This is a genomic window from Pseudobutyrivibrio sp. ACV-2 (assembly GCF_900107545.1).
Taxonomy (GTDB): Bacteria; Bacillota; Clostridia; order Lachnospirales; family Lachnospiraceae; genus Pseudobutyrivibrio.
This window is the reverse complement of sequence record NZ_FNQZ01000003.1, coordinates 206,811-220,502: the sequence shown is the minus strand read 5'-3', so window position 1 is coordinate 220,502 and position 13,692 is coordinate 206,811. Positions and strand designations below refer to the sequence as shown.

Here is a 13,692-nt window from a genome sequence, read left to right as displayed (position 1 = left end):
TCAATAAAAAATTAGCACTCAGACAATCTGAGTGCTAATAATTTTCATGTACTTTCTCTAATTACCAAAGATACTGGCAGTAAGGTTCGCTTTGGCACGGTTTTGCCTTTTGATGCGGCTATTACCATATCAACAGCGGCCTCAGCCATTTCCTTTATTGGTTGGTGGATTGTGGAAATTGGTGGATTGGTGATTTGTGAAATCATAACATCATCAAATCCTATCAGTTTCAAATCCTCAGGAACTCTTCTGCCGATTTTAGTACAAACCTGAAGCACCTGAGATGCTATAAGGTCCGAGCTGGTAAAAATACCATCTATTCTTTCGTCCATCTGAAGAGCATCCTGTAATAACTCATGATAATCCAGACTGTTGTACTGACCAATGCTTGTGGATACGATTCTATAAGTAACATCATTTTTCTTACATACATCCTCAAAACCGATTGCTCGGTCATCGGCCGGCATGGAGCTTTCAGTAACACCACTAATCATCAATAGATGCTTACATCCTCTATCAATAAGGTGCTTGGCAGCTAGCTCACCACCCTCACGGTTATCGCATTCAACGGCCGCAGTTCCGTTTTCAACGAATCGTTCAACAGTGACAAGTGGAATCTTACTGTCTGTAAACTCCTGCACTGCAACAGACGCCGAGAAAAGAATAATCCCTGCAACTCTATTGCTGGTACACATGTCAAGATACTCTTTTTCTTTATTATTTCTCCCCTTAGTGTTACACAGTATAATCTTGTACCCTTCCTTACTTGCGGCATTTTCGATGTTGCTAATCATGTCTGCAAAGTAAGGATGCCTAATGTGGGGTACAATTACACCGATTGTATTTGTTGTTTTTTTAGAAAGTGATCTAGCGACTTCATTTGGCTTGTAATTGAGTTTCTCCATAGCAGCAAAAACCTTTTTACGAGTCTCATCACTTATGTAGCCCCTATTATTTAAAACCCTCGAAACGGTTGTAACAGTCAGTCCGCATTCTGCTGCTACATCTTTAAGTGTCGCCATCGGTCCCTCCTAGTTAGTGTATGTAATGCACTTTTTCTCTGGCCCACGGGAAGGCGCAGCATTATGATTGCCTTCGGCAAACTCATCCTAAAACATGTTTTAGGATGTACACAAGCTCTGCTTGTGCTAAGCAAAGGGGCTGCGCCGTGGCAGACAGGCAACTCCCACAAGTGGGGCCCTCCTGCCTGCTTATTTAACTGCCCCAGCAGTGATTCCCTCAACGATGTATCTCTGTAAGAAGAGATAGAGAAGAAGGATAGGAAGCATTGCTAAAAGAAGCGCAGCCATAATCAATCCTGTATCAGTTGAGTAAGTGCCGTAGAATACCTTTGTTGCAATAGGAATAGTATATAATTCCTTACGTCCAAGTACAAGTGATGGAAGAAGGTAATCGTTCCAAAATGCCATTGCATCAATAATAGCTACTGTTGCGATTGTTGGCTTTAAGATTGGGAACACAATCTGACAGAAAATCTGCCATTTGTTACATCCATCAATTGTAGCTGCCTCCTCAAGTGAGATAGGCACGTTAGTGTGGATACTTCCATGGAACATGAATGTTGCCATAGAAAGTGAAAATCCGATATGCATCAGGATAAGTGTAATTCTTGAATTAAGAACACCAAAGATACCACCATAAAGTGATACAAGAGGTACCATCAATACCTGGAATGGAATAACCATTGATGCAATCATAAGTACGAATAAAATCTTGTTTGCTTTCCAATCGTTTCTAACAATAAGATATGCTGTCATAGCAGATAAAAAGATAGTTCCGATTGTAGCGCAAATTGTGATGATAAGTGAGTTTCCAAATGAATGGAAGAACTTCATTTTGTTTACCGCATTTGGGAAGTTTTCCAATGTGAAACCGTGCTTACCAATAAGTGCAAGTGGGTTAGCTGTGATATCAGCTTTAACCTTAAATACATTTATTATTACCATAATGAAAGGGAATATAAATGCTACAAATAATAATGCCAGGAAAATAATCATAACGGCATGTTTGATTTTTTTGTTGCGTGCTGCCTTTTCGTTTTCCATTATGCCTGCACCTCCCCTTTCTTTCCAACGTAAACCTGAAGTCCACCGATTACTGCACAGATAACAAATAAGATAAGGGCCTCAGCCTGACCGATACCATAATTTTTGTTGATGAATGCCTGGTTGTATACGTGCATAGCTGCAAGAGCTGAGCTACCGTATGGGTCACCATTTGTCAGTGAAAGGTTAACATCGTATACCATGAAACATCTTGTGATTGTAAGGAATAAACACTGTACAAATGACGCTGTCATAAGTGGAATTGATATGTGAATGATAGACTGTGTTCCAGTACAGCCATCAATTTTAGCCGCCTCAATAACATCTTCTGAAACACTCATGAATCCTGCAACATAGATAAGCATCATATAACCAGCATACTGCCATACAGATACGATGATAAGTGCTGCTATCGCCCCATTTTCTGTTGCAAGGAGTGATTTAGCATGGCCTGTTGAAAGATTGCTTGCAAGTTCAACTAAGGCTTTATTAAATACAAACTTCCAAACGTAACCGAGTACGATACCACCGATAAGGTTTGGAACAAAGAAACCTGCTCTAAAGAAATTCTGACCCTTGATTCCGCTTGTAACCATGTAAGCAATAATAAAGGCCACTGCATTAACAAGTACTACAGCAATTGCTGAGTAAATAAATGTACGTCCAAGTGATGTCCAGTATCCTGCATCCGCAAATGCATTTACGTAATTGTCAATTCCAACGAATGGCTTACTACGTGATACTCCATCCCAGCTTGTAAATGTAAGGTATAAACCATAGATAAAAGGTATGATAACCACACACGCAAATATCACAGTGGAAATACCTGCAAAAAGCAAATACTGCTTAAATTTGTAGCTAAATGTATTTGTTTTCATAATCTTTCCCTTTCAAATTTTAAGGGCTCTAGGCTTACCTAGAGCCCTAATTAACAAGGTTGTTACACCTTTAAACCGGTGCTAGTATCTAACCAAAACTAATGATTAGTGAGCGATTGGTGTAGCTGTCTTGAAGTAATCTGTAACTTCCTTTGCTACTTCTGCTCTATCAATAGCCTCGTCAAGGTACTTCTGCATGATTTCCTGACCAACAACTGTCATGTGATCATCTGGAAGATAGTTGTAGTTAGGAACAAGCTTGTCGTTGTCAGCGTATGACTTAACTGAAAGTGAAAGTGGATCAAGTGCTGAAGCATCAATGTTGTCGAATGCTGGAACAAGTGCACACTTCTCTGTAAGGAATGCATTTCCTTCAGCGTCGCTTACGAGCCAGTTAAGGAAATCAAGTGCAGCCTGTCTCTGGTCATCTGATGTAGCTTCTGAGCTATCAACGAAGATGTACTTAGAACCGCCACCTACGAGCTTCTCATTTGTACCATCTGTTGTGTTCTGTGGAACTGGCATCATACCAAGGTTCTCTGTGTAGTCATACTGGTTGATTACTGACCAATCCCAGTTACCACCAAACATGAAAGCAATCTGGCCTTCAGCGAGCATCATTGATGTCTCTTCACGATCTGCATTTGAAGCAGAGCCCTTAGCGTAGTTGTACTTAACAAGTGTTTCGAATGTATCCATTAACTCGTTGTACTTTTCATTTCCTGCAAGATCTTCTGTACCAGCAAGAAGTCCGTTTACGAATGCATCTGGATCAGCCTGCTCTTCGTATACCATTGGGAACCAGTGAGCACCAAGTGACCAGTACTCTGAAAGGATACCAACTGGAGCTTCCATACCACCTGCTACAAGCTCATCAAGAAGCTTTGTGAAATCATCAAGTGTCTTAACTGATGCAGGATCGAAATCCTTACCTGTGATGTTCTTGATAGCGTCAGCGTTGTAAAGAATACCTCTAGCCTCTACACAGAATGGGAATCCTGCGAGCTTGTCGCCTACAGTGATACCAAGTGTTGTGTGGCTAGCCCAGTCTTCATTTGAAAGATCATAAGCATAATCATCAGCAAGTGAGTAAATATCTTTTGCATCTACCATTGTGATTGTGTATGGGTCATTTGATGCATACTTTGTAGCAACCTGTGATGCTACAGTTGTATCTGTGTCAGCGTTGTAAACCTCAACGTGAACACCTGTAGATTCCTCATACTCTTCAGCCATCTCCTCGAACTGTGTCTGGATTTCTGTCTTAGAGTTAAGGATTGTGATTGAAACCCCTGTGCTTGCTGCTGAGTCAGATGAACTTCCCGCATCACCTGAACCACATGCTACCATTGAAGCTGACATAGCAGCCACCATTAATAGCGACAATAACTTCTTCTTCATTACTATTAACCCTCCTTCAAATTAGGTTGTGTGTTGTTTATGTGAAGATATTAGCATCGGTATATGTTTATGTCAATCGGTTGACATATGATTTTAGGGTCAAAATGCACGATTTGTGAATTGGATGCAAAAAATATAGTCTGTTTTTGTGCACATTTATGCTAATAATTGCATGTAATTGATTGTGTATGATTCAATTTGTGCGGTTATTGTGCTTTTGTAAAATAGGCATATGTCATACGCATGACATATGCCACAAAAAAAGAGCTATACCGTATATACGATATAGCCCAACGCTACAACATTATAATATTAAATCTCAAAAACAAATACTTTATTAAATCCAAATCTTAAAAAAGATCTACTGAACCTACGCAGTCCTTATTAGCTACGTAATAAATCTTGCGCTCCTCTGGCTTGATGTAGATGTTAAGCTCCTCAAGTGTCTTACCCTTGTAATCCTTCTTGAACTGAGCCTCTGCCTTCTTTAAACATTCAGCCTCAGAAAACTCCTGATCCTGATACTGAACAACTGCTGATGTAGCAACTTCTTTCTTAGCCTTTGCTACAGCCTTCTTTGCTGTTGTTGTAGCAGCCTTCTTAGCTGTAGTAGCCTTCTTTGCTGCTGTCTCTTTTGCAGCTGTTGCCTTCTTAGATGCAACCTCAGCTTCCTTCTTTACTTCATCTACTGCTTTCTTTGTAGCAACTGTTGCACTAGCGGCTGCCGCCTTAACTGTTGATGCTGCAGTTGCAGCTGACTTCTTTACGTCATCAACTGTAACCTTTGCGCCCTTAGCGTTAGTAACCATTTTTTCACCCTCCTATTTGAGCAATAAAATTATTTGTTTTTTCATTTAAACAGTATTATAGTCATTCTTTGTTTTAATTGCTAGTCTATTGTTGTAATTTTCTACCAAATATATAATAAATACGGCATTGTAAAGTTATTTTGTATCATAATGACATAAAAAAACACTCTATTTACAATAAGAATAAAAGTGAGAAAAAGCTGCCTATAAAGACAGCTTTTTCTCACTTTATAAATTATCATTTAGAGTCTTAAAAAATGTTCCAGAATTAAGGTCTGATACATCATCCGGAAATACGATTTGAGACCATAATTTTTGATTCATATCTGAGAAATATTTATCCTGTAAATCGGTGACTATATCCTCTAGTACCTGCTTACGGCGGTTCTCAATTATGACCTCTTTATTCTCTTCAGAAAGCTCTTCGTTATACTTGTCTAGACACTGGAAGAAGTAGTAGCCCCCATCTGCTGCAACAGCATGTGAAACTTCATCTGTATCCAGATTAAATACAACTTCATCTACTTCTTTTGGATATTCATTTCTGGCAAATGTAACCTGATATGAATCAAGCTCTGTGTAAGTAGATGCAAGGCGCTCAAAGGTATATCCATAGTCAATCATCCCCTGTATTTCCTCTGCCATTTTTTCATCAGAAACATATAGCACAAAAGCTTCCATTACCCTGGCTTCATCCTCTGATACCTCTTCATCCACGGAGTCCATAACAGCCTTGTACGCCTTAGTTGCAATGGTGTATCTTTCATACATTTCCTCTATACTTTTTTTGTTTGCACCAGTGAAATTTTTCTCCGTGGAATTCAGTGATTTGTAATATTCTTTGGCAGCTTTTTCACAGGCTGCTTTTTCTGAATCCGTAATTACGATATTATTTTCCTGAGCGTATAGATTCAAAACATACACCCTGGTCAGGTGCTCCATCGATAAATCTTTGATAGAGCCTGTCATGGTATCAGTATCAAAATCTTCATTCCAAAGACTTACTCCATCTACACTTCCGTAGATGTTTTTTTCGTTCAACAGGTAAACCAAAGCCTCTTTCTTTGAGCACTTTAAATCTCCGATTTTGAACAAAGTATTGCGACCGCTGGAAGCATCAAAATAAACTGTTTTATCTCCAACTGCGCATCCAGTTACCGATAAAGCCATAGCTGAGACAAGCGCAAAGGCACAGAGTTTTTTATAAAACTTCATAATCTAAAACTACCCTTCTACTATAAGATATCTTCCATCACCAATATCAAAGACTTCTTCCGAAGAAAGAATTTCCGCTTCTGACATTCCGGCGATATCCATTTCATCTTCCAGATATTCAATAACTTCTTTTTTATTTTTGCAGACTACAGCACAAACATCCTCTAAAAATTCTGCTGCTTCTTCTTCGTTCTCGGCAACTTTTTCAGGGAAAAGTTTGAGTTGGTTGTCTAGGAAGGCTTTTATTGTTTTTTTATCGTACATAGTTGAATCTCCTTTTCTAATGCGAATGAGTATATCAAAACTTCCTTCACTGGAACGTTGTAGGCTTTTTCGATTGCTGATTTATATAGTTGCAATTGCTTCTCATATCTTAGCACTAATTCCTCTTCCTCGTCCACTCTATCTGTCTTGTAATCGAGAAGAACTATTCCATCCTCCTCTTCAAAAAACACGTCGATAATTCCCTGAACGAGAATCATTTCATCACTGGCGCTGTCATCTGAAAAAAGATTTTTTGCATCGCTTCCAAACACGAAAGGCTTTTCCTTGTATAGCTTACCATTTAAAGCAGCACTTGCCATTCTTTTTGCTGTGGATGATTTAATAAATGCTATAAGCTTTTTATAGTTGATTCTCTTTTGCTCATCCTCTGAAAGACTATTTATCGCCTTCATATAATCAAGCTGCTCTGAAAATGATGTAGCAAAATCTTCCCTGGCAAAATCAAAGCACTCCATAAATCTGTGCATGGCAGTTCCGTACAAGGCACCTGCCGGTATGCCTGTGCCCTGCTCCTTAGGTTCAGCTAAATCCCTCTGTTTAATGAATTCAGGAATATAGCTTTCATCGTCCTCATGGATAAATGCTGGGGCCGCATCTGAATTAAATTCAAATGCCTCTTCCATAGCCTGATGCTTGATTTCTGATACAGAATATTTACTCTTGTAGCTACTATCTGCTTCGAGGGCATATTTAAAGGATAACGTATTTACGATATTATTATCCGTAATATCACCTGCATCATTTATTAGTGCTAATATTCTATCCTTGGTGTCCTTCTTAACAATTTCCTTTTTAACCTCATCCACAAACAGCTCAGCGCAATCCACTATTCTGATTGGAACTGTTGAACCAGAGGTTCTGATGGAGCGAATAATAAGTTCTATGATGGTGCCGGCTTTTTCCTTTGTGATGTAGTCTAAAACTTTTCTACCAGGCGTATATCCAGCGATGATTTCAGGCACAGAAGTTTTGCTGGTAGGCTTTACAGCAGCTGTAATAATAAGCTTGTCTACAGGACGGGTAAGGGCAACATAATATTTTCTGAAAAGCTCTCCCTTGTCGTAGGCTGCAGCCCTAACCTTTAACAGATTATAAAATGCAGTGCCGTGTTCTATTCTTGAAATTGGATTTTTATATTTTAAGGCAATACCAAAGTCTCTATCCACAGCAAATGGCGCCATATCATTTCTTCCTGACGAGCCGCAACCGCAGACAAAAACAACAGGGAATTCAAGACCCTTACTTTTATGAATAGTCATGATACGAACTGCATTGTCATTTTCTCCAACAGTTTTTGCGATGCCCAAATCCTCATCGTAGGTCTTCAGTCCTTCGATGTAGGCTACAAATCTAGATAGCCCCTTGAAGCTGGTGCTCTCAAATGATACCGCCTCATCTATCAGCTTATCTAGATTGGCCGATGCCATTTTACCGATAGGAAGAGCACTAACGTAGGTGCCATAGCCTGTATCCTTTAAAACAGCCTCTATAAGCTCATGAATCGGCGTATCTATCGCCATATCTCTAAAGTGGTTTAAAGTATCTATAAAGTAGGAAATATCCTTGCTGTCATGTTTGCTCTGGTAGTCTAAAAGGCTGGCATAAAGAGATGTCCCTTCTCCCTTTGCCTTGATCTGTGCAAGGCGATTTGAGGAGAATTTAAACATAGGAGAATGCAACACTGCTGCAAGTGGAATATCGTTAAAAGGATTGTCGATAACCATAAGCATGGCAAGTATTGTCTCGATTTCTTCACGCTCGAAAAATCCCTTTTCTTCTGCAACATAAGCTGGGATGCCCTTTTCCTTTAAAGCATTTATATAGTTAGTAGCATGCCCCGAAACAGCACTCATCAGGATAACAATATCAGAATACTTCATTGAGCGAAGCTGTCTTTCATCGTCAACCTTTGTGCTGACCTGAAAATCCTGTTCCATAAGCTCTTTAATTCTTTTGGCTACCACTAATGCTTCTAGAGTATCTTTATTGTCGATATCAAGCTCACTCATATCCTCTGGGTTTTGAGTGGCAATTAAAATCTCTGAGGTGAAATCTTTAGTATCTCCTTTAAAGGTCTTATCACCCACTTTAAGGGCTGCCTTTTCATCATAACGAACACCGCCCATATCCTCTTGCATTAAAGGAGCAAATACCTCATTACAGAAATTAAGGACCTCACCACGACTTCGGAAATTATTATCCAAGTCTATACGGATAGAGCCAGATACGCCATCTATCGGATAGGAATTAAGCTTATCTATAAACAGCTGCGGACTGGCCTGTCTGAATGCATATATGGACTGCTTAACATCACCTACAGTAAAGTAGTTATTACCAGAGCAAACAGCTGTAAGAATCTGCTCCTGCAGCTCATTGGAATCCTGATACTCATCCACCATTACTTCCTTAAAATGATTGGCAAGCTCTACAGCTACTGGTCTTCTCTCATGCTCCTTTGAATCTTTGTTGCGAAGAATCTCAAGAGCCATATGCTCTATGTCATTAAATGAATAGATGTTTTTGCTGGTCTTTTCTTCGTATAGACGTTTTGTGTAAACTCTGGCAAATTCTATTAAAGCCTTTGCCTGTCTGCCCACAAATTGAAGAGATGCAAACATATCTGATAAGCTTTCAGCATAAAAATCCTCGGCAAGCTTATTAAGCATAGGCTTGAAATCTTTATCACGAAAAGCACGTGCCATGCCCATATCATTTTCATCTAGACATGTGTCCTTTGTAGAGCGTGGAAATGTAGCAAAATGTAAATTAGAAAATGCCAGGTATTTTTCTTCAAAGGTGTTCGCCTCATTGATTGCTCTTAGCATATTCAAATCTGTGTTGAATAAATCCTTATCCTTTGAAACACAATCCTCGTCATAAAGTCCTACTATGTCTGATAGCTTCTTTTCAAGCTGACCTGTAATCATATTTGTTCTTTCAAGTATCAGCTCTACAAATTTAGAATTAGCAAGCTCCTCTTCTGTAGAAATATCGTATAGACGAAGTGCATCATCATACCATTCATCAATCCAAGGAAAGCTTGATGCTTTTTCATGAAGAGATGTAACCATGGATTTTAAGGTGTCTGTTCTTCTGCCACTGATATAAGCATCGGCCAGGAGCCTGAAATCTTCATTGTCACCCTCTAAATACTCGGAAAGTAAATCTGAGAAAACCTCATCCTCAAGCATCTTCATTTCCCCTGTGGTGGCAATACGAAAAGCGGGATCTCTGTCTATTTCGTAAAAATAGTTTTTTACCACCCAGCTACAAAAACTATCGATTGTACGAATATGGGCACCATGAATAAGTGTGGCTTGAGCTCTGATTCGTAAATCCGAAGTGTTTTTTGAGACAGCATCATCGATGGCTTTTCTGATACGCTCCTTCATCTCAGCAGCTGCTGCATTTGTAAAGGTAACCACCAGAATTCTATCTACATCAATTCCATTATCTTTATCCAATATTTCAGATATAATTCGCTGAACAAGTACGAAGGTCTTACCACTACCAGCGGCGGCACTGACAAGCATATTTTTATTTCTTGTGTCACGAACTAATTCCTGTTCAGCTGTCAGCCCCATTGCCTTCGCCTCCTTCCTTTGTCATAGCATTTTTCATACGCTCTATTATCTCTTCGTTACTATCTATTTTTTCTGTTTTTTGGATTTCAAAGCCTTCAACATTTTCATCAAAATGGCAAATGCTTTTGAAACCACAATATTTGCAGGCATCTATTTTTCCTATCCTTGCAGGCTTGCAATCAAACTCGCCTTCAATAATTTTTTTAGCCGCATCTGCTGCTGCATAAAAACCATAATCTATAACAGTACCCATATCCTCTCTACTGATAGCCTTTGTCTTTTTGGTGACATTTCCCTTGGAATCAACAGAATAAGGTACTATAGACGAAGCCTTCACCTGACCTTCCTCAATGCCTACAGTGGAATCATTTGCCCGCAAATCAGACTCATCTGAAGACAGCAAACCATTCATTTTATTCAAGGATAATCTACTTTCTTTGGTGGCCTCTGGTGTGGCTCCTTCCCCTTTGATATAGTCATCACTCATCTCATAATAAAGCATGGCAGATGGATGCAGTGTGGCATTTGGGTATTTATCCTTTAGCTTGTTTAGTACCACTCCCATATAAATAGGCAGCTGCATTGAAAGACCATAGTAGCATTCCTCAAGGCTCAGCTCATGACCACTGGACTTGTAATCCACTATTCTAACTGCCATATCTGCAGATTCTGTCAAATCGATTCTGTCAACCTTACCCCTAAGATTTGCCACAACCTCTCCTGTTTCAATATCTGTAATAGGAGAATTTATTTTTTCTTCAAATAAGGCCGGCTCAAACTCTCCACGGCTGACCTGTGTGGTGATAACCTCCACCGTATGGCGCAGAGTTTTCTTTAACGTATTTACGATATATCTTTGGGTGCTGTCCTCTAAAGTGCTTACCTTTGGCATGGCATCCAAGGTCTGGCTGATAGATGTATCAATATAGGCTTCACGCTCATCTGCTGTGAGATTTCTCCAGGATTTACCATCGGCTTTGACACTATCTGAAAATCTCTGCAAGGCCTCGTGGCTGAAATTTCCTAAATCGATACTCGTTAGTTCAAACTTTTCTCTTTCCTGAAGATTCATGATATAGGTCAGGAAATATTTGTAGGCGCACTCATTGTAAAGCTCAAATCTAGACACAGAACCTGACACTGTTTCGTCCTCGTTAAAGGCTTCATTGACAGCCTCCATAATATCTGCAGACACTGTCTCCTTTGAGTGCTTATAGAAGGCAGCATCTATAATAGAATCGATATCAAGGTCTTTTTCCTTTGCACCCCATTCTAAGAGTTCTTTAAAATAGACTTTTTCATCATCTGTAAGCTCATCCAAGCCAAAGAAAACAGCCTTTGACATCAATTCAATAAGCAAATCGGTGGCGCTGTTTTTGGAAAGGATTCTGTCCTCATTTTCAAAGTCCTCGATTTCAGTAATTGATAATCCTGGAAACATTTTTGTCAAAAGCCCTACCAGATAAGATGAGCTGACACTTTTTCCAGCTCCATCTACTCGTGGCATTGTAATGTATAATTTTTGATTTGGCTTTGTGAGCATCAGATAAAGATAAAATCTTTGTCTAAAGGTCTTTTGCCTGTCTGATGGTGCAAGCTCAAAACCAGCTTCAAGTAATTGTTCTCTTTCAAGTTGAGAAAGAATACCTCCGTTTTCCACCTTTTTAGGAATGGCATCATCAGAGGCACCTATACAAAACAATACTTTGATATTTGACAGACGGGTTCTTTCGATATCACCCACGATTACGCTATCGTTGGCAGGTGGGATAACACCGATGGATGCAGCTGAAAGTCCTGCGCTGAAAATGTCCTTAAATTCCTGAAGATCCATTTCTTCCTCATCAAGAATAGAAACCATTTTATTAAGCACGTTCATTATGACCTGATAAATCTGACTGTATTCCTTGGCCTTAACTGGATTGTTGCTATCCATATACAGATTTCCGCGCAAAGAAATCTTTTTTTCAAAATCAAAAGAAACTACAAAATCATAGATTGCAGTTGCTATTTCTCGTACTGTGGATTTACCTGAAAGCTTTTTATCAAATGCTTCAAATGGAGTTATAAAACGACTTCGTAATTCGTTTATACAAAGCATGTCCTCATCCTTTGAAAATGTATTGGCTCTGATGGCAAATGGATGAAAATATTTGCTTTTTCCGCGAATTCCGGTGGCAAGCAGGTAATTATCCACATAATCTATTTCTTCAAGGGTAAGATCAGTTAACCCTGATCTTAGGAATCTAAGTACATCCTCCCTGCGGAAATTCCTGGTGTAAATATCAAACAATGACTCTATGGCTTCGGTCATTGGGTGGAACAAAATCTCAGTTTTGGTATCGATGAAATATGGGATATCATAGTCATTCCAGATTGGTCCCAAAAGATATCTGTATTGTTCCAGGTCCGGAGCCACCACAGCTATATCCTTATAATTCATTCCAGCCCTAACCATTTTGTTGATTGAGATGGCTACATTTTTAAGCTCCTCTCTAGGATTGTTTAGACTTATGATGGAAATAGAATCAGACATCTCACCATCAAAAACTGCCTTCTTATTTCTAAAGATATTACGTTCTAAGAATTTTAATGCATCGTTATTTGAAAGCCATCCATTATCATCTGATATAATCTGAGGCTCATTAATTGTAACCTTTGCTCTTTTGGCAAGGCCTGTCATCTTTAGTGCAAACTCTGATGACATAGCAAAAAGCTCGTCATCTGCCTTTGCTTCAAGAAGTGATGTATTTTCATCTGCAGTGATGGTAACCGCTACCTCATCGCAAAGCTGTAGCATGTGCTCCACAAGCTGATATTGTATAGGGGTAAAGCCTGTAAATCCATCAAGCACCACAGTGGAACCATTTACTATTTCCGAACTATCAAGCATATCATTCAAGGTGGACAGGATGGATTCTGTGGTAACATATTTCCCATCAATAAAATCAATAAATGCCTGATAAAGCACCAGCAAATCTGATGCACGTCTTTTAAAGCTTTGAGACATAACAGGGGTGTCTATCATATCCTTTAGACGCTCTGGTGTAATATTGTACTGTGTGAGTTCGGAAATCAGGGATTTAACCTGAGTGATGTAGTTTATCCTTGTAATATTGTTTCTAAGAGCTGTAAGCTCCCCTAAATGATTATTTACCAGCTTTCTGATAACAAGAGCCTTTCCTGTATCATCTAAAACTGCATGCACCGCTGCACCCAACTCTTCAAAGACACGATAGGCCAGTCTATTAAAGGACAAAACATCGATATTCATAATGCAATGATTTGGATGCATGGAAACTAAAAGCCTCTGAGTAGACATTGTGTACTGTTCAGGAACGATAATCAGAAAGTTTTTATCCTTGTTTTTGATAGACTCCTGAATAATTCTATTGTAAATGGTGGTGGATTTTCCACTACCAGAACTTCCAACGATTAATGATAATGACATATT

Annotated in this window: 9 protein-coding genes; all 9 read right to left on the bottom strand. The window is 39.3% G+C overall.

What is annotated here, in order from left to right:
• Window positions 1-44: 44 nt before the first annotated feature.
• Window positions 45-1,022, bottom strand: coding sequence for a LacI family DNA-binding transcriptional regulator (locus BLV53_RS05680; RefSeq protein ID WP_090298341.1), 978 nt, complete (start codon window positions 1,020-1,022; stop codon window positions 45-47).
• Between the two features lie 189 nt (window positions 1,023-1,211).
• A complete protein-coding gene (locus tag BLV53_RS05675; RefSeq protein ID WP_090298338.1) occupies window positions 1,212-2,066 on the bottom strand; it encodes a carbohydrate ABC transporter permease in 855 nt (284 codons plus the stop codon).
• The gene (locus tag BLV53_RS05670; RefSeq protein WP_090298335.1) at window positions 2,066-2,944 is read right to left on the bottom strand and encodes a carbohydrate ABC transporter permease; all 879 of its coding nucleotides are present in this window, start codon (window positions 2,942-2,944) and stop codon (window positions 2,066-2,068) included. Before BLV53_RS05670 ends, BLV53_RS05675 begins: the two co-directional genes overlap by 1 nt.
• A gap of 105 nt (window positions 2,945-3,049) precedes the next feature.
• Entirely contained in the window at window positions 3,050-4,345 is a 1,296-nt protein-coding gene (locus tag BLV53_RS05665; RefSeq protein WP_090298332.1) for an ABC transporter substrate-binding protein, read from the bottom strand.
• 350 nt (window positions 4,346-4,695) lie between these two features.
• Window positions 4,696-5,154 carry a DUF6465 family protein gene (locus BLV53_RS05660; RefSeq protein ID WP_090298329.1) on the bottom strand — a complete coding sequence of 153 codons (459 nt, stop codon included), beginning with the start codon at window positions 5,152-5,154 and terminating at the stop codon, window positions 4,696-4,698.
• Between the two features lie 228 nt (window positions 5,155-5,382).
• A complete protein-coding gene (locus BLV53_RS05655) occupies window positions 5,383-6,369 on the bottom strand; it encodes a peptidylprolyl isomerase (RefSeq protein ID WP_090298328.1) in 987 nt (328 codons plus the stop codon).
• A gap of 9 nt (window positions 6,370-6,378) precedes the next feature.
• The gene (locus tag BLV53_RS05650) at window positions 6,379-6,633 is read right to left on the bottom strand and encodes a glyoxalase (protein ID WP_090298325.1); all 255 of its coding nucleotides are present in this window, start codon (window positions 6,631-6,633) and stop codon (window positions 6,379-6,381) included.
• Window positions 6,612-10,238 carry a helicase-exonuclease AddAB subunit AddA gene (addA, locus tag BLV53_RS05645; RefSeq protein ID WP_090298322.1) on the bottom strand — a complete coding sequence of 1,209 codons (3,627 nt, stop codon included), beginning with the start codon at window positions 10,236-10,238 and terminating at the stop codon, window positions 6,612-6,614. Before addA ends, BLV53_RS05650 begins: the two co-directional genes overlap by 22 nt.
• Window positions 10,222-13,689 (bottom strand): PD-(D/E)XK nuclease family protein, encoded by a 3,468-nt coding sequence (locus BLV53_RS05640; protein ID WP_090298318.1) that lies wholly within the window; start codon window positions 13,687-13,689, stop codon window positions 10,222-10,224. The genes addA and BLV53_RS05640 overlap by 17 nt, the downstream gene beginning before the upstream one ends.
• Between the last annotated feature and the right edge of the window lie 3 nt (window positions 13,690-13,692).

Coding starts and splice junctions, on each gene's coding strand:
- BLV53_RS05655 (WP_090298328.1), bottom strand. CDS start 6,369: ATGAAGTTTTATAAAAAACTCTGTGCCTTTGCGCTTGTCTCAGCTATG.
- BLV53_RS05680 (WP_090298341.1), bottom strand. CDS start 1,022: ATGGCGACACTTAAAGATGTAGCAGCAGAATGCGGACTGACTGTTACA.
- BLV53_RS05660 (WP_090298329.1), bottom strand. CDS start 5,154: ATGGTTACTAACGCTAAGGGCGCAAAGGTTACAGTTGATGACGTAAAG.
- BLV53_RS05650 (WP_090298325.1), bottom strand. CDS start 6,633: ATGTACGATAAAAAAACAATAAAAGCCTTCCTAGACAACCAACTCAAA.
- BLV53_RS05675 (WP_090298338.1), bottom strand. CDS start 2,066: ATGGAAAACGAAAAGGCAGCACGCAACAAAAAAATCAAACATGCCGTT.
- BLV53_RS05670 (WP_090298335.1), bottom strand. CDS start 2,944: ATGAAAACAAATACATTTAGCTACAAATTTAAGCAGTATTTGCTTTTT.
- addA (WP_090298322.1), bottom strand. CDS start 10,238: ATGGGGCTGACAGCTGAACAGGAATTAGTTCGTGACACAAGAAATAAA.
- BLV53_RS05640 (WP_090298318.1), bottom strand. CDS start 13,689: ATGTCATTATCATTAATCGTTGGAAGTTCTGGTAGTGGAAAATCCACC.
- BLV53_RS05665 (WP_090298332.1), bottom strand. CDS start 4,345: ATGAAGAAGAAGTTATTGTCGCTATTAATGGTGGCTGCTATGTCAGCT.